This window comes from Phytobacter sp. (genome assembly GCF_059074235.1).
In genome coordinates this window covers 46,330-62,736 of the sequence record NZ_JCACPZ010000005.1, presented here as the reverse complement: position 1 = coordinate 62,736, position 16,407 = coordinate 46,330, and the positions used below count along the sequence as shown (strand labels likewise).

The 16,407-nt window shown below is 51.5% G+C and carries 12 protein-coding genes; 6 read left to right on the top strand and 6 right to left on the bottom strand.

The genetic code is table 11. From position 1 onward, the window contains the following. Positions 1–8 precede the first annotated feature (8 nt). Positions 9–914: a LysR family transcriptional regulator gene (locus AC5JPW_RS14230; protein ID WP_494241319.1), complete on the bottom strand. Its 906-nt coding sequence runs from the start codon at positions 912–914 to the stop codon at positions 9–11. 67 nt (positions 915–981) lie between these two features. After that, positions 982–1,728 carry a GntR family transcriptional regulator gene (locus AC5JPW_RS14225; protein WP_494241317.1) on the bottom strand — a complete coding sequence of 249 codons (747 nt, stop codon included), beginning with the start codon at positions 1,726–1,728 and terminating at the stop codon, positions 982–984. A 206-nt stretch (positions 1,729–1,934) separates the two neighbouring features. Here AC5JPW_RS14225 and AC5JPW_RS14220 point away from each other — a divergent pair, with 206 nt between their 5' ends. Continuing rightward, positions 1,935–2,864: a DUF7916 family protein gene (locus tag AC5JPW_RS14220; protein WP_494241315.1), complete on the top strand. Its 930-nt coding sequence runs from the start codon at positions 1,935–1,937 to the stop codon at positions 2,862–2,864. A 54-nt stretch (positions 2,865–2,918) separates the two neighbouring features. On the opposite strand, the gene AC5JPW_RS14215 is transcribed toward AC5JPW_RS14220, so the two are convergent. Beyond that, the gene (locus AC5JPW_RS14215; protein WP_494241313.1) at positions 2,919–3,503 is read right to left on the bottom strand and encodes a GDP-mannose pyrophosphatase; all 585 of its coding nucleotides are present in this window, start codon (positions 3,501–3,503) and stop codon (positions 2,919–2,921) included. A gap of 87 nt (positions 3,504–3,590) precedes the next feature. Here AC5JPW_RS14215 and AC5JPW_RS14210 point away from each other — a divergent pair, with 87 nt between their 5' ends. Then, positions 3,591–4,349 (top strand): DeoR/GlpR family DNA-binding transcription regulator, encoded by a 759-nt coding sequence (locus AC5JPW_RS14210; protein WP_494241312.1) that lies wholly within the window; start codon positions 3,591–3,593, stop codon positions 4,347–4,349. 57 nt (positions 4,350–4,406) lie between these two features. On the opposite strand, the gene AC5JPW_RS14205 is transcribed toward AC5JPW_RS14210, so the two are convergent. Next, positions 4,407–5,771, bottom strand: coding sequence for an MFS transporter (locus tag AC5JPW_RS14205; RefSeq protein ID WP_494241310.1), 1,365 nt, complete (start codon positions 5,769–5,771; stop codon positions 4,407–4,409). A 1,070-nt stretch (positions 5,772–6,841) separates the two neighbouring features. Here AC5JPW_RS14205 and AC5JPW_RS14200 point away from each other — a divergent pair. Further along, on the top strand, positions 6,842–9,559 hold the full coding sequence (locus tag AC5JPW_RS14200; RefSeq protein WP_494241309.1) for a cation-transporting P-type ATPase: 2,718 nt from the start codon (positions 6,842–6,844) through the stop codon (positions 9,557–9,559). A gap of 57 nt (positions 9,560–9,616) precedes the next feature. Here AC5JPW_RS14200 and AC5JPW_RS14195 read toward each other — a convergent pair whose 3' ends face one another. Then, positions 9,617–10,234: a GNAT family N-acetyltransferase gene (locus AC5JPW_RS14195; protein ID WP_494241307.1), complete on the bottom strand. Its 618-nt coding sequence runs from the start codon at positions 10,232–10,234 to the stop codon at positions 9,617–9,619. 410 nt (positions 10,235–10,644) lie between these two features. Between AC5JPW_RS14195 and AC5JPW_RS14190 the strand changes: the two genes are divergently transcribed. Genes AC5JPW_RS14190 through AC5JPW_RS14180 form a run of 3 tightly spaced genes read left to right on the top strand, consistent with a single transcriptional unit; the run spans position 10,645 to position 14,788 of the window. After that, positions 10,645–12,525, top strand: coding sequence for a beta-glucoside-specific PTS transporter subunit IIABC (locus AC5JPW_RS14190; protein ID WP_494241305.1), 1,881 nt, complete (start codon positions 10,645–10,647; stop codon positions 12,523–12,525). Beyond that, positions 12,522–13,949 carry a glycoside hydrolase family 1 protein gene (locus AC5JPW_RS14185; protein WP_494241303.1) on the top strand — a complete coding sequence of 476 codons (1,428 nt, stop codon included), beginning with the start codon at positions 12,522–12,524 and terminating at the stop codon, positions 13,947–13,949. The genes AC5JPW_RS14190 and AC5JPW_RS14185 overlap by 4 nt, the downstream gene beginning before the upstream one ends. Continuing rightward, on the top strand, positions 13,946–14,788 hold the full coding sequence (locus tag AC5JPW_RS14180; RefSeq protein ID WP_494241301.1) for a PRD domain-containing protein: 843 nt from the start codon (positions 13,946–13,948) through the stop codon (positions 14,786–14,788). The genes AC5JPW_RS14185 and AC5JPW_RS14180 overlap by 4 nt, the downstream gene beginning before the upstream one ends. 80 nt (positions 14,789–14,868) lie before the next feature. Here AC5JPW_RS14180 and AC5JPW_RS14175 read toward each other — a convergent pair whose 3' ends face one another. Further along, positions 14,869–16,143 carry a glycoside hydrolase family 10-like protein gene (locus AC5JPW_RS14175; protein WP_494241300.1) on the bottom strand — a complete coding sequence of 425 codons (1,275 nt, stop codon included), beginning with the start codon at positions 16,141–16,143 and terminating at the stop codon, positions 14,869–14,871. Positions 16,144–16,407 lie beyond the last annotated feature (264 nt).

Below are 16,407 nucleotides of genomic sequence, written 5' to 3'. Positions count from 1 at the left end.
GGAAATCTTCACTGCTCCCAGGAAGGGGAGGCAAATTTTTCAGCAAGAAAATCGACAAAAGCGCGGATCCTCGGCGTTTGCATTGTGCGGGTGGGCGTCACGGCGTTAATGCTGGTCTCTTCTATGCGGTAATCCGGCAGGATTACTTTCAGCCTGCCGGCTTTGAGATCGCTGGCGACATGCCAGACCGACTGCCAGGAGATCCCCCGCCCGTAAATCGCAGCATCCCGGAGCAGTTCGCCGAGGTTGCTCTCCACTTTGCTGTTAATTTTGACCCGGTGCGTCTTTCCATCCGGGCCGTGCAATTTCCAGACATCCCGTTTCCCGTCAGTGCCGGTGATAATCAGGCCGTCATGGTTGACCAGATCGTCCGGGTGTTGCGGCTCCCCACGCCGTGCCAGATAGTCGGGTGACGCTACCAGCACCGCCCGGTTTGAGGCGATGCGTCTTGCCACCAGACGCGAGTCTTTGAGGCTGCCCAACCGAATGGCAAGGTCGTATCCCCCTTGTATAAGGTCAATCACTTCATCACTCAGGTGCGCGACGATATTGATGTTCGGGTGTAATGCCTGGAATTCTGCCAGCAGAGGGGAGATATGCAGCCGACCAAAAGAGGCCGACATGGTCATTCTGATGGTGCCGCTAATTTCTGAACGGCTGCTCTTTAAGTTTTCACTCAACGTGCGTAGCGCTTCGACCAACGGGCGCCCCTCGGCAACCAGCAGTTCGCCTTCTGGCGTTGGGTAAAGGCGACGGGTTGTGCGGTTGAGAAGTCGCACACCGAGGCTCTCTTCCAGCCGCTGTAATCGCAGGCTTGCCACTGACAGGGAGAGGTTTTCACTGCGTGCCGCGGCACTGATAGAGCCGAGATCCACGACGCGTATAAACAGAGAGATGTCGCTAATGCGGTCCATAGATTCTCAATAAATTATTGATAATAGTTTCGAATCTTAGCGGTTTTCCTGATGAAAGCTCAAGGTGTTATGCCTGCCGGTGCAGCTCAATAGTAAAATCGTAGTACTCGTTCAGACACCAGGTGCAGGTGTGTTCGACGGGTTTATCGTTATGGCTGTAACCGGTGCGGGTGACCAGTAACAGGGGGGCCTGTTCTTTGATATTCAGATAGTGTGCCAGCCGACTGTCGGCCGCAACGGCACTAAAACGCTGACTGGCGCGTAATACCGGTGAACCTTTTTTCTCAAGACAGAGATAGAGGGATTCTTCCAGTTCACTTATTTTTTCCAGCAGCGGGGCGGGTAGCAATGCCGTCTGTAGCGAAACGGCAATGCCGTTAATTTTACGCAGCCGCGTCAGTTCGACCACATCGCTTTGCTCCGCGTGCAACTGCAAAATCTCACGCTCTTGTGCCGTTGAGGCGCGACGGGAAAATCCCACCAGTTCACTTTGTCCCTCGCCGCCGCTGGCGCTGGCCATTTCGCTAAAACTTTCCAGTAACGGCAGGGACTGGCGGATATGGGGGGCAACAAAGGTCCCCGATCCCTGGTTGCGCAGCAAAATGCCGTCTTCCAGAAGCTGTTGAAACGCTTTGCGCACCGTTCCCCTGGCAATCGCCAGTTGCTCCACCAGTTCCCGCTCGGAAGGGAGCACATCGCCAGGGCGGAGTTCACCCCGCGTGATGGCCGATTTAATGACATTCACCAGTTGCATATAGAGCGGCAATCCACTGGTGGTATCGAGTGAAAAAAGAGACGAGGGAGGCAGCGTCATGGGGTGTTTTACCAGCAATTGGTTCATATGTGAGTGAACCAATTGTTATCCACTGCATCCATTCTGTCACCCGTCGTCACCGCTATTTTGCCTATGAAATGCGCGATAGATCGCAAAATAACCATGCGTGAATAGGATTTAACCGCTACATTCATCTAATGTATATTAATGGTATCTAAATGGTACACATTAAGAGAGTGGCTAAAATGGCACAAAAACGATTACTGGATTGCGCAGCATCTGACCTGGTACAGCTGGATAAAACGGCATTACTGTATGCCATTCGCGCCAGTGAAGGGCGCGTGCTGGTGAGTGAAACTATCGCGGTGACGCAGCCTTTGCTCAATAACGTGAGCAATGCAGAGCTGGCGGCGTCTCAGGGGGCCGATATTCTGCTGATCAACATGTTCGATACGCAGAATCCGCACATTCAGGGACTGCCAACGGGTACACAACCCGATGACGTGTTAAAAACGCTGGCACGGCTGACCGGACGCATAATCGGCGTCAACCTGGAGGCCGTCGATCCTGATTTCGCCGCCACCCACGATGAAATATGGGCGATGACTGCCGGACGGGCCGCTACGGCGGAAAATGCCCGTAAGGTGGTCGAAATGGGGGCAAAAATCATTGTGCTGACCGGGAATCCCAATAACGGCGTCAGCAACCGGGCACTTGGCCTGGCGTTGAAAACTATCCGCGATGCGATTGGTGACAGGGCGGTGCTGATTTCCGGAAAAATGCACGGGGCGGGTATTGTGCGCGAGAGCGGCAGTGCCATTATCACCGAAGAGGACGTGGCCTGGTTTGCTGAGCAGGGCGCAGATGTGGTGCTGGTTCCGGCGCCAGGGACGGTTCCAGGCATGAGCCAGCAAAAAGTGGCATCGCTCATCGAGGTTGCCCACGCTAACGGGAGCCTGGCGATGACGGCGATTGGCACGTCTCAGGAAGGCGCAGATGTAAATACCATTCGTCAGATTGCCTTAATGAGCAAAATGGCCGGGGCTGATTTACATCACATCGGTGATACCGGATTTATGGGAATAGCGTTACCGGAGAATATCTTTGCCTACAGCGTGGCGATCCGTGGGGTTCGCCATACCTATACCCGTATCGCGCGTTCCGTTTTGCGCTAAAAGCAGAGGGAAGCAGATATCCGCATATAGCGGATATCTGTGACGAAAGGTGAATCAGAAAATACCTCTCAATGCGACGTGGTAAAGCAGCATGATGGTTTTGCCATCGACGATCAGCCCGCTTTCAATGCCAGCCAGCGCTTCTTCAATGGTCATCTCCAGAACTTCAATGTCTTCCCCTTCATCTTCCAGGCCGCCACCCACGCCGACTTTGTCGTCCGGATGATATTGCGCAATGTAGAAGTAGAGTTTCTCCGTGACGGAGCCGGGGCTCATATAGGCTTCAAACACCTTCTGCACATTCTCAACGCGATAACCGGTCTCTTCTTCGGCTTCGGCTTTGATGCGATTTTCAGGATCCATGTTATCCAGCAGTCCGGCTGCTGCTTCAATCAGGTTGCTTTCGTGACCGTTCACAAAGACCGGAAAGCGGAACTGGCGGGTCAGAATGACGCTCCGCTTTGCCCGGTTGTAGAGCAGAATGGTTGCACCGTTGCCTCTGTCGTAAACCTCACGGTTTTGCCGCTGCCACTCTCCATCCTGCCTGCGCAGGTCAAAGGTGTATTTCTTTAACGTATACCAATCGTCGGATAACACTTTACTGTCCACAATGCGTACTTCTGCACGTTTTGATTGCACGATCGCTCCTCCATACGTAGAGTAAACATCATAAACGGCAATTTCGTGCATGATCAAGATAAACCGTGCAAAAACAGGAAATCCTCAATGCTCACCAGTCAACGTAAACGCCTTATTCTCGAACAGCTCGCCCGTCAGGGTCAGGTGCTGTCAAAGGATCTCAGTACGCAGTTTGATGTGTCGGAGGACACCATTCGCCGTGATTTGCGCGAACTGGCCGCAAGCGGCGAGTTACAGCGGGTGCACGGCGGCGCGTTGCCTGCGTCGGGGGCGACTGCGACCTTTGCCGAACGTCAGGCGCTCAACATTGACTCCAAAAAGTACGTGGCGAAAAAGGGGGCGGAACTGATTTCCTCAGGCCAGGTGGTGATTGTTGATGGCGGAACGACGACGGCGGAGCTGGTGAATTACCTTCCTCGTGATCTGGACATCACGGTGGTAACCCACAGCCCGGGTATCGCGCTGGCGCTGGTGGAACATCCGTTGATTGAGGTGATTCTGATAGGTGGAAAACTGTTCAAACACTCGGTCGTCACGACCGGAACAGCGGCTATTGAGGGTATCGCGGCGATTCAGGCAGATCTTTTTTTCATGGGCGTCACCGGCGTTCATCCTCTGGCGGGGCTAACGACGGGCGACTATGAAGAGGCGTCTGTTAAGCGGGCATTCTCACGGCGGGCGGCTGAAACCATTGTGTTGGTCTCTGCGGAGAAAGTTAATGCAGCGTCACCCTTTGTAATTGGCGAGCTTTCACTGGCGAGTACGATGGTGGTTGAAGAGGGTATTGAACCGGGGCTGGAACATGCATTAAAAGAGGCTGGCGTAGTGGTGGTCATTGCGGAGTAAGCGTTAAAACAAAAAGGACAGACACATGGCCTGTCCTTTTTCACATCTCAGCGGAAATTAACCCAACATTTCTGCTTCAGTCGCGGCTTTTTTGATTTCGATACGTTTGATCGGGCCAACAATCACCAGGTAGCTGAAGATAGCGATCAGCGCATGCAGTGATACATACACCAGCGCCCATTCAAAGTGCCCGGTTGCTTTCACGATGTAGCCAATCACTACCGGGGAAACAATCCCGGATATGTTACCGCACAGGTTGAAAATGCCACCGGCCGTTCCCGCCATCTCTTTCGGTGCGACGTCAGACATGACCGCCCAACCCAGTGCGCCAATACCTTTACCCAGGAACGCTAGCGCCATAAAGAACACGACCATATAGATGGAATCGACGTAGTTACAGAAGATCATCATCATGGACATCAGCATGCCGAAGACAATCGGTGTCTTACGGGCGATGGAGAGTGACTTGGTCATTTTCAGAATACGGTCAGACAGTACGCCACCTAACAGGCCACCAAGGAAACCACAAATCGCGGGGATCGCGGCAATAAAGCCCACGGTTTTGATATCGAGGTGCTTTTCCATCGCCAGATACAGTGGGAACCAGGTAATAAAGAAATAGGTGATAACCGTGATGCAGTACTGGCCCAGATAAATACCCAACAGCATGCGGTTACTCATCAACTGTTTCAACGCACCTTTGTTTTTAACAGGTGCCTTTTTCGTATTGTTCTGGTCCATATCGACCAGCGCGCCGCCTTCACGGATGTAATCAATTTCCGCTGCATTAGCTTTCGGGTGCGATAACGGATTATGAATCACTTTAGCCGCGACCAACGTGACTAACAGGCCCAGGATCCCCATGAAGATGAAAATGGATTCCCAGCCCATCGACATGGTCAGCCAACCCATAATTGGCGCAAAAATGACGGTGGCAAAGTATTGAGCTGAGTTAAAGATAGCCGCTGCCGTTGCACGTTCTTTAGACGGGAACCAGGCGGCAATAAAGCGGCTGTTACCAGGCATTGAAGGGGCTTCGGCCAGACCGACCAAGAACAACAGAACGGCAAGACTGATGAGGGCACCGTAACCGTCAAAGACGGCAACAAAACCCTGCAGTAACGTGAAGATGGACCAGAGGCTCAGGCTCCAGAGATAGATTTTTTTAGAACCAAAACGGTCGAGTAACCAGCCGCCAGGGATCTGCGCAATACAGTAGGCCCAGGCAAAAGCAGAGAAGATCCATCCCATCTGACCGGGGTCAATCCCCAACGCAGAAGACATATCTTTCCCGGCGATAGCAAGCGTAGTACGGTCACCTACGTTTACGGCAGTGACGATGAATAACATAATGACAATGTGCCACCTGATATTCGTTTTTTTGGCGTAGGCAACGCCCTCAAGATTATTGACTTGACTCATGAAGAACCACCTCGAAGTTATTAAAATATTCGAAATCTAAAAAAATATTACGAGCTGAAACCTATTTTTTATTTTTCCTTCGGCTGAAACTTGTTCATTTGCTCTGCTGAGCACTCGTGCAATGTGTTAAAGATAAAACCCTGCAAGCGCCGTAACAATGTGCATATGCATGAACAAAAGGGCGTGTTTTTCGCGTTTACCTCGAATGGGGTAAAATTTTTGAAGTGGATCACATTTTCTATTGGTATTTGAGTTTCCTGGTAACATTTTGAATCATTTTAATGCTGACTGTTCTTTACGTTCTTGTTTTTATTTTTTTGAATAGTTTCGTAATTCAATCATTAATATAAATTCCGCATGCGGAATTAAAGTTAAATTTAATGCATGAGATTTAACTTATATGTGTGTTTTTGTTTACAAGCAGGTTCGGCGTGGTGGGCACGGTTTGTCGTAATGAAGAAGTGAGCAGGGGATTGCCTGGGTGAGATGGCGTTTTTTTATTCAGAAATTCATTCGAGACTCAAACGTCTCCCGCGGGAGACGTCAAACCGGAATGCTTTATAAATAACCCACTATGGGTAGTGATGTCGAGGCATGAATATTAATCGTAAAGCACGTAATTATTGGGTGATCAATAATACGGTTGTGTAGGTTAAGAAACCTATTGCTGTACAACTTGCAATAGCAATAACAACCAGTAATGCCAGATGGTAAATTTTTAAACCGAACATAATTCCTCCATGGGTTTACTCCTGCCTCCAGTATTTATTCGATGAATTATCGCTTAATTAAATAATAGTAATGAGATTCAGTGATTCATTGATCGATATCAATGAAATGCGGTTATTTCCTGTTTTTACCGCAATTAAAGCTATTAATACCAATTAATGTAGTTAAAAAAAACTATCATTTATTATCTTTTCAAAACATTACGAATTGTTTCATTACCGGGTGTTAAATTAATGCCATCATTTTTTGAAAACTTATCCGAATATTGAGTTGATGCTCAATGGGAATTTTTTATATTAGCAGCTGCGCATTATTTTTAAGCGGGGTTTAAGGAGCGAACCATGAGTTCAAAAAAACCGGATGTCTTATTTTATCAGTACAATGTTGAAGACGTACTGGCGAAAACAAATAGCACAACAGATGGGCTGAACCGAACCGAAGCCGAAAATCGGTTACGTGAATATGGCGAGAACGCCTTACCGCAAAAAGCCGGAAAACCCGCGTGGCTGCGTTTTTTACTGCATTTTAATGATGTGCTTATTTACGTATTGCTGGGCGCTGCTGTCCTGACAACCACGATGGGTCATTGGGTCGATACTCTGGTCATTCTGGGCGTGGCCGTCATCAATGCCATGATTGGGCATATACAGGAAAGTAAGGCGGAAAAATCCCTGCAAAGCATTCGCAATATGCTCTCCAGCGAGGCGATTGTGGTTCGTAATGCGCATCACGAAACGGTTGCCACCACTGCGCTGGTGCCGGGTGATATTGTTATTATTCGCGCTGGTGACCGTATTCCTGCCGACCTCAGAGTAATTGAATCCCATAACCTGCAGGTTGAAGAATCTATTCTCACGGGCGAGTCGACTGTTGTCGAAAAGCATGCCCAGGCGTTAGCGGGGGAATTACCGTTGGGCGATCGCCTGAATATGCTCTATTCAGGAACCACGGTCAGCGCGGGGGCCGGGAGGGGCGTCGTTGTTGCAACGGGGAGTGAAACCGAGCTCGGACACATCAATAAGATGATGTCAGATATTGAAACACACCGTACCCCACTGATGATCCAAATGGATCAGCTAGGCAAAGCCATCTTCATGCTTATTATGATCATGATGGCGGCCTTATTCGCTTTCAGTTTTATGTTCCGGGACTTGCCCGTCTCAGAATTATTGCTTTCGCTGATCAGTCTTGCCGTCGCGTCGGTGCCGGAAGGTTTGCCCGCGATTATCTCTATTATCCTGTCACTGGGTGTGCAAAAGATGGCGCAGCACAAAGCCATTATTCGCAAACTTCCTACGGTAGAAACGCTCGGTGCAATGACGGTTATCTGCTCTGATAAAACCGGCACCCTGACGATGAATGAAATGACCGTTCAGACAATTATCACTGCCGACAAAACCTTACAGGTAGAAGGAAACAGTTATGAGCCAGTTGGCAGGATCTATGAGCAGAATCCGTCATCACCGATCGCCATTGCAGGTGGGTCACTGCTTGAGCGCTATTTCAGAGCGATTGACCTTTGCAATGACAGCCAACTTTTTCAGGATGAAAATCAGTTGTGGCGCATTGCCGGGAATCCAACGGAAGGTGCGCTTAAAACACTGGCCAAAAAAGTGGAATTGCCTGAAACAGAAACGGAATTTCTGAGCACGATCCCGTTTGATTCGCAACACAAGTACATGTCAGCGCTCTATCGTCTGGCTGGCGAAGAGGTGATTTTCCTCACCGGCGCGCCTGATGTGTTGTTCAGGCTCTGCCAGTATCAACAAACCGACCACGGGCTGGAGCCGATCGATCAGGCTTACTGGGATACAAAAATTGAAGAGTACGCGAAGAAAGGGCTTCGCATGGTCGCCGCGGCATGGAAGCCAGGGAGAAAAGGGCAAAAAACACTGTGCCACGACGATTTCCAGGAAGGGACGATTCTGCTGGGCATTGCCGGCATGATGGACCCGCCACGACCAGAGGCTGTTGCCGCTATCCGTGATTGTCTGCAGGCCGGGATCCGCGTGAAGATGATCACCGGTGACCATCCACAAACCGCCATGAGCATCGGCAAACTGCTTGGCATTCGCCATACCCAAAGCGCGATTACCGGTCGGGAACTGGGGTTGATGGATGATGCTCAACTCGGTGAAGCAGCACAGCGGTTTGACATTTTTGCGCGCACCAGCCCGGAAGATAAGCTTCGTCTGGTGCAGGCATTGCAGAAGAAAAACGATGTCGTCGGAATGACCGGGGATGGGGTGAACGATGCGCCCGCTTTGCGACAGGCCGACGTCGGTATTGCGATGGGCATCAAAGGGACGGAAGTAACCAAGGAAGCCGCCGACATGGTCCTGACGAATGATAATTTCGCCACCATCGCCAGTGCCGTTCGCGAAGGCCGCCGGGTTTACGATAACCTCAAGAAGACCATCCTGTTTATTATGCCAACCAACCTGGCGCAGGGGATGCTGATTATCATCGCGCTGCTTGCCGGTAATTTGATGCCTCTGACCCCGGTGCTGATTTTGTGGATGAATATGGCGACCTCGGCAACTCTGTCATTTGGGCTGGCGTTCGAAGCGGGTGAGAAAAACATCATGAACCGTCCACCGCGTAAGCCCGGTATGCACGTGATGGACGGTTTTGCTATCTGGCGCGTTATCTTTGTTGGCTCGATGATTGCGTGCAGTGCCTTTGCCCTCGAAGCCTGGCTGCAACCTTATGGATATTCACCGGAGTTTATTCGTACGGTCCTGCTGCAGATGCTGGTCACCGCACAATGGTTCTACATGATTAACTGCCGCGTGACGGAGAGTTTTTCTCTGAACAGAGGGCTGTTGCGTAACAAAGGGATCTGGATAGTCAGTGCGGTTCTGCTCGTCCTGCAAATGCTGATAATCTATGCGCCTTTCATGCAGATGCTGTTTGGTACTGAAGCATTGCCACTGCGCTACTGGGGCATGACGTTCGCAATTGGCTTTGTCATGTTCCTGATTGTTGAGGTCGAAAAGTCACTGACCCGCAAATGGCATTCAGGAAAACCCGCGCAACAACATTCCGTTTCTTCTTAAGCACAAAAGGCCTGAATAAGATTCAGGCCTGACGCTTTCTTGCTCAGATACTCTTTCCTATTGCGGATCGATCAGCGGAATATGCGGTGCTGCATGGCGAGGCAAGTGCCCTGTAAGGCGCGGATCCGGGCGAACCTCTACCTGGAATGCATAAGGTGTAAAGCCTGAACGGATATAAAAATTGAGCGCGGAAGGGTGGTCGAATGTACAGGTATGGACCCAGAAGCGTTCTATCGATTTTGCCCAGGCTAGTTCAGCGGCTTTGTTGATCACCGCTCGCCCCAGACCTTTACCGGTCGTCCCCTGAACTAATCCAAGGAAGACCAGTTCACATTGGTTTGGCTCCCTGAAATCCAGTTCCAGCATGCCGATGTCGACACCGTTATCACGGATGGTGTAGATAGCAATATCGTCATTGTTAAGGATATTTTTCAGCGTCTGATCAGGCATAAATAACCGGGAAAACCACAACCAGTCTTCGCCGACTTTGCGAAACAGCGTACGATAAGTTGCAAGATCGTCGCCGACAAAAGGTTCAAGGGTCACACCGTCAGGCAGAGGTGCTGCGGCAGTTTGGGGTTTCTGGCGCATATCAAGGCAGGTGACGACCGAGGCCACATGTCCTGCTGGAATATCGGAATAGCCGAATGCGATGTTAATATTGGATGTCGTCACTTTTCTTCCCTTTACCCTTCCGGTTTTTTAACAAGCGCTTCACTATGCCATATCATTCCAATGGCCGGATAGCATCAGTTAACGTGTTGTTGAATTTCCCTTTTATGTTCCATAAACCGGGGTTTTTACTACAAGAAGTTGCAGAAATGAGCGCGTTAAAGTCGTTATTCTGCCAGTAGATTTGTCATAATCAGAAATATTGTTTTTAAGAATTTACTCAACGCAGATCACGTTTTTAACAACTGAAGATTGTGCTGCGGATGTTAACTCCAGATAATCCGCCGAAATTGCCCATTTTTATTACGGCATGCTACTGCGCAAGCAGGCAAGACCAAAATAGAAATGCTCTCCCGTTAAGGGGAGCGTCTCTGTTTTGGTCTTTTTTTTTGCCCCAACACCAGGGAAACACCATGAACTATAAAGAGATTGCAGAACAGATACTCCAGAACGTGGGCGGCGCGGAGAATATTCGTACATTGACCCACTGTGCCACGCGTTTGCGTATGGAGTTTAACGATCGTAGTAAAGTCCAGGACGACGCCGTCAGTCAGATCCCCGGCGTCATTAGCGTTGTCGAGAAGGGCGGTCAGTTTCAGGTTGTGATTGGTAACGAGGTTCAGCAGGTTTTCCGCCTGCTCAACAAAGCGTTGCCGGAGAAAAAAGCCGTTGTCGGGGAAAACAGAGATCAGAAACGTAATGGGGTGATTACCCGCATCATCAGCGTGATTTCCACCACTTTCACGCCGGTGATCCCGGCCATCACTGGGGCGGGGATGATCAAGGCGTTGCTGGCCATCCTCAAACTGACGGGGCTGATTAGCGCTACCAGTCCTACTTACCAGTTGCTGAACATCATCGCCGATGCTGCGTTCTTCTTCCTGCCGGTGCTGCTGGCTTACGGTGCCTCAATGAAGTTCGAATGTAACCCGATCCTGGCGATGACCATCGCAGGCGTGTTGCTGCATCCGGGGATTGGACAGATGATGGCCGCCGGAAAACCGGTGGACTTTCTGGGCATCAACGTCCTGCTTTCTGACTACGCAGGTTCGGTGTTGCCCATTATTCTGACCGTCTGGTTGATGTCATGGGTGGAGCGCTTCGCGGAAAAAGTCTCGCCATCCATCATCAAATTCTTTATCAAGCCGATGCTGATCCTGCTGATTACCGCGCCGCTGGCGCTGGTAGTGGTCGGCCCGGCAGGTATTCTGCTTAACGATCTGGTGGCGGCAGGTGCGGCAACGATTGACCGTCATGCAAGCTGGTTAATTCCAATGTTGATGGGCACATTACAACCGTTCCTGATTATCACCGGCACTGCCTGGGCAATGACGCCGATTGCGACCGGTCAACTGAGCAAAAATGGCTTCGAGATGATTAACGGCCCAGGCATGCTGGCCTCAAACGTGGCGATGGGTGCGGCAACACTGTGCGTGGCGATGAAAACCAAAAACAGCAACCTGCGCCAACTGGCCTCTTCATCCGGTTTTACTGCGCTGCTGGGGATCACTGAGCCTGCGCTTTACGGGGTATTGCTTAAATACCGCCGTGTGCTGGTGGCCGCGATGATTGGTGGGGGTTGCGCCGGGATGTACGCAGGATTAAGTGGACTGGTACGCTATGCGTTTGTCTCTCCGGGTCTTGCCGCATTACCGGCGTTTATCGGTGAAAACCCGATGAACATTGTTCATGCGCTGGTGACCGTGGCGATTTCGATTGTGGTGACTTTCGCCATTACCTGGATGTTTGCGTTTAAAGATGCAGAAGAAGAGATTACCGCACCACTGACGGCAACTCATACCTCGTTGGCACCGACTGTATCGGGAGATAGCGTGGTTGCAAGCCCACTGAGTGGTGACGTTGTCACGTTATCCGACGTGAATGATGATGTTTTCTCCGGCGGGTTACTGGGCCAGGGTGTAGCGATCTATCCACAGGAAGGGGTGCTGAAAGCACCTTTCGATGGAAAAGTGATGATGTTCCTCCCGTCATGCCATGCAGTAGGTCTGCAGGATGCCAATGGCCTCGAACTGCTCATCCATATTGGCATTGATACCGTCAATCTTAACGGCCAGCACTTCCAGTCGTCGCTCAAAGTGGGTGATGAAGTGAAAGCAGGCGAGACGCTGATTACCTTCGACATCGCTGCGATAAAAGCCGCTGGTTATGACTTGATTACGCCCGTTGTGGTAGTGAACGGCGATGACGATGCCACGCTGCGTATGACAACGGCCTCCTCAGTAACCTTTGGCGATGAGCTGATGGTGCAATCCAAAAACGGGGGCGCAGTATGATTTACCAGAACGCCGCCCCTTTCCCGGAGGGCTTCCTCTGGGGAGCCTCAACCTCTGCGTATCAGGTTGAAGGGGCCTGGAATGAAGACGGCAAAGGGCCCTCGGTTGTGGACATGATTACGCACCCGGCGGGTACGGCAGATTTCCGCGTCGCCAGTGACCATTACCATCGCTTCGAAGAAGATGTCGCATTGATGGCGGAAATGGGTCTGAAGGCCTACCGCTTCTCCGTCGCCTGGTCCCGGGTTATCCCCCAGGGAGATGGAGACGTCAACGCCGCCGGGCTGAATTTTTACCGTCGCTTAATCGACGCCCTGATCCGACATCGGATAACCCCTGTGGTCACGCTGTATCACTTTGATTTACCCAGGGCGCTGGAACAAAAGGGCGGTTGGCTTAATCGCGATACTATCGATGCCTTCGTCCGCTATGCGACGTTACTGTTCAGCGAGTTTGGCAGCAAAGTGCCCTTATGGCTGACCATTAATGAACAGAACACCATGATCCTGCATCCGGGCGCAATTGGCGTGCCCGAAGGTGGTGAACTGCCGGACCAGAAAACGCTTTATCAGCAGAATCACCACATGATGCTGGCGCAGGCGCAGGTGTTTGCCCTTTGCCACCGCGACTACCCGGGCCTGAAAATTGGCCCGGCGATAAATACCACCTCGATGTATGCCGAGACCTGTAAACCCGAAGATGCCATTGCCGCGCATAACTGGGAGACGCTGCGTTGTTGGAGTTTTCTCGATGTGGCCGTCCACGGGCGTTACAACGCGCTGGCCTGGGCCTGGCTGCGGGATCGGCGACTGACGCCCGTATTCGAGGAAGGTGATGCGGATATTCTGGCCCAGGCGAAGCCTGATTTTATCGCGATAAACTATTATTCGACCGCCACCATCGCAGCCAGTCGAGGTGACGGTAATGATGTGGCCCCGCGTGCGGGCGATCAGCAAATCATGCTTGGCGAGACGGGGGTCTATCGACCGGCAGAAAATCCGTGGGTGGGCAAAACGCCTTACGGTTGGGTGGTCGACCCGGTAGGGTTGCGCCTGACGTTACGTAAAGTGTGTGAGCGCTATGGCCTGCCTGTTCTGATCACTGAAAACGGGATGGGCGCACCGGACAAGCTGGAAGACGATGGCACCATTAATGATGACTACCGTATCGCATTTTTGCAGGCTCATATCGAACAGATGCAGCTGGCGATTGCCGATGGTGTCGACCTTATGGGTTATTGTCCGTGGGCAGCGATTGATGTGGTTAGTACGCATCAGGGCTATGCCAAACGCTACGGGTTTATTTACGTCGATCGCGGCGAAGAGGACCTGAAAGCGCTGCGCCGGATCCGCAAACGTAGCTTCTGGTGGTATAAGGGTGTGATTGCACGAAACGGTAATTCTGAGGACGACGCTCAGCCATGATTGTTCAAAAGGTGCTTAACAATAGTCTGGTACTTTCCTGCGATGACGAGAGCCGGGAGGTGATCGTCATGGGGAAGGGTATCGGCTTTAGTAGCCGACCAGGCGATGACATAGCGCCTGAGAAAATCGAAAAGTTGTTTGTGGTGCAGGAGCAAACAAACCGCAGCGGGTATCTGGAGGCACTCTCCTCCATGCCCGATGCGGTAATCGAAATGGCTTCGATGATCATTTCACGGGCCAATGCTCAACTGGCGAATAAGGTTCGGGAACAGATTTTTTTCACCCTGGCCGATCACCTGATGTTTGCCATTGAACGCTGTCAGAAAGGCATTGCGATTCAGAACCGGTTGCTGTCAGAAGTCCGCCGTTTTTACCCGCAGCAGTTTCGGGTAGCCAGTGAGGCCGTCGCGGCGATTAATCAGCAGCACGGGCTTCATCTGCCCGATGAAGAGGCGGGGAATATTGCCTTTCATCTGGTGAACGGTCAAACGCAGGGGGATGACGTAGCTCAGACCATGCAGTCGGTGAAGATGCTCAAGGACATCTTTAATCTGGTGCAGTATCACTTCAAACGGGAGATTGATACCAGTTCGCTGAACTACTCACGATTTCTGATCCACATGCAATTCTTTCTGCAGCGCTTACAGGAAGGGGAACTGGATACATCGCGTGACAGCTTCCTGCTGGTGCAAATCATCAAGGAGTTTCCACATGTCTACCGCTGTTCATTGCTGATTCGCGACTATGTGAAATCGCAGCTTGATATCACGCTGGGCGGAAATGAGCTGCTGTGGCTGACGGTTCATCTCGTGCGGATTACTGGAGCAGATGCGGAATAAGTGGGCAGGCCCGGGAGAACGTCAGTGCCGCCATTTTCCCCCTCTCTCCCGAGGGCGAGGGGGAAAGCACACTCTGGCGATTACTCACCCCAGCGGTGTTTGATATAACTCACTGCATCACGGGTCTGCGGTTGATCGAGATAGCCTTCACGGAACAGAATCGTGCCGCTGATTTGCGGGATGGCATCATTCAGATCAAGCTGCTTTTTCAACTCAGGCACGCCACCGCTGACCGTCCAGTCTGGCTCGTTTTTTGACGGTTCCCCGACTTTATAAAGTGCCACGCCAATGTAGAGTCGCGTTTTGGTCGGTTTCACCACCTCTGCCCACCATTTAGCCAGCACATCATAGCGGGCTGCGTCACGGGCAAACGGCCAGTAGATTTGCGGGGCGATGTAATCCAGCAACCCCTGTTGTACCCATCTCCGGGTATCGGCGTAGGACTCATCATAAGCGGCTGCACCACGGGTATCAGAACCGGCCGGATCGTGAGAACGGTTGCGCCACACACCTGTCGGACTCACACCAAATTCCACGTTAGGATTGAGTTGCTTAATCGTACGCGATACCTGTTCGATCAGCTCCTGGGTGTTATGTCGCCGCCAGTCTGCTTTGGAACTGAACCCCTGGCCGTACTGCCTGAAGGTACTGTTGTCATTGAGTGCAGAACCCGCTGATTCCGTATAGAAGTAGTCATCGAATTGCACGCCATCGACAGGATAGCGCGCTACGACCTCAGCAATAATGCTGGTTATCCAGTCTCGCGCTTGTGGAATGCCGGGATCGAGAACGTAACGGTCACCAGAGGTACGGATCCAGTCGCGGTGCAGCACGAATACGCTTGCCGGATTGAGAGACAGCGTCCGGTTGAGTTCGGCCGCCGTAGAGGGTTTGATATTGGTTGAGACACGGTAGGGGTTAAACCAGGCGTGAACCCGCATCCCACGTTTGTGCGCTTCATCCAGCATAAACTGCAGCGGATCGTAGCCCGGATCCATACCAATGGTGCCGGTCAGCATATCTGACCACGGCAAAATCTTTGATGGCCAGAGCGCTGTCCCGTCCGGTTTCACCTGGAAGAAGACGGTATTGATGCCCAGACTTTTCAGCTTATCCAGTTTGGTCGTGAGTGCCGTCTGTTGAAGCCGGATACGTACGGCAGGGCTGCTGCCATTCACTGAATTTAACGGCGGCCAGTCAAGGCGGGAAACCGTGGTCAGCCAAACTCCGCGCATCGGCTCGTTGCGCTGTTGCGATTTATCCGCGAGGGGATGTTTAGCGACGGGCGGAAGAGGGGTCACGAGTGACGCAGGGGGTTTAGAGGTGCAGCTGGCGAGCAAAAGCGCCGTTGCCATAAACACACAGCTTTTTTTAATTCTGGTTAGCGGAAAAAAACAGCGCGAGCGGTTAATGGGATACTCCGGTATGTCGGTTGTCGCCTGGAAGGCACATTTTCGGCTTATTAAAGGTTAAGTCAATGCACTCGGGTTAATTGCACAACGTGCATAGGGGAAGAACCTCTTTGCCAGACAGTGGTATTAACAACTAACAGGACTTAATGCATGACAGGATCGGGCAAATCCTGGCTTAAGGCGCAGAAATACAGTCTTTTTTTTACT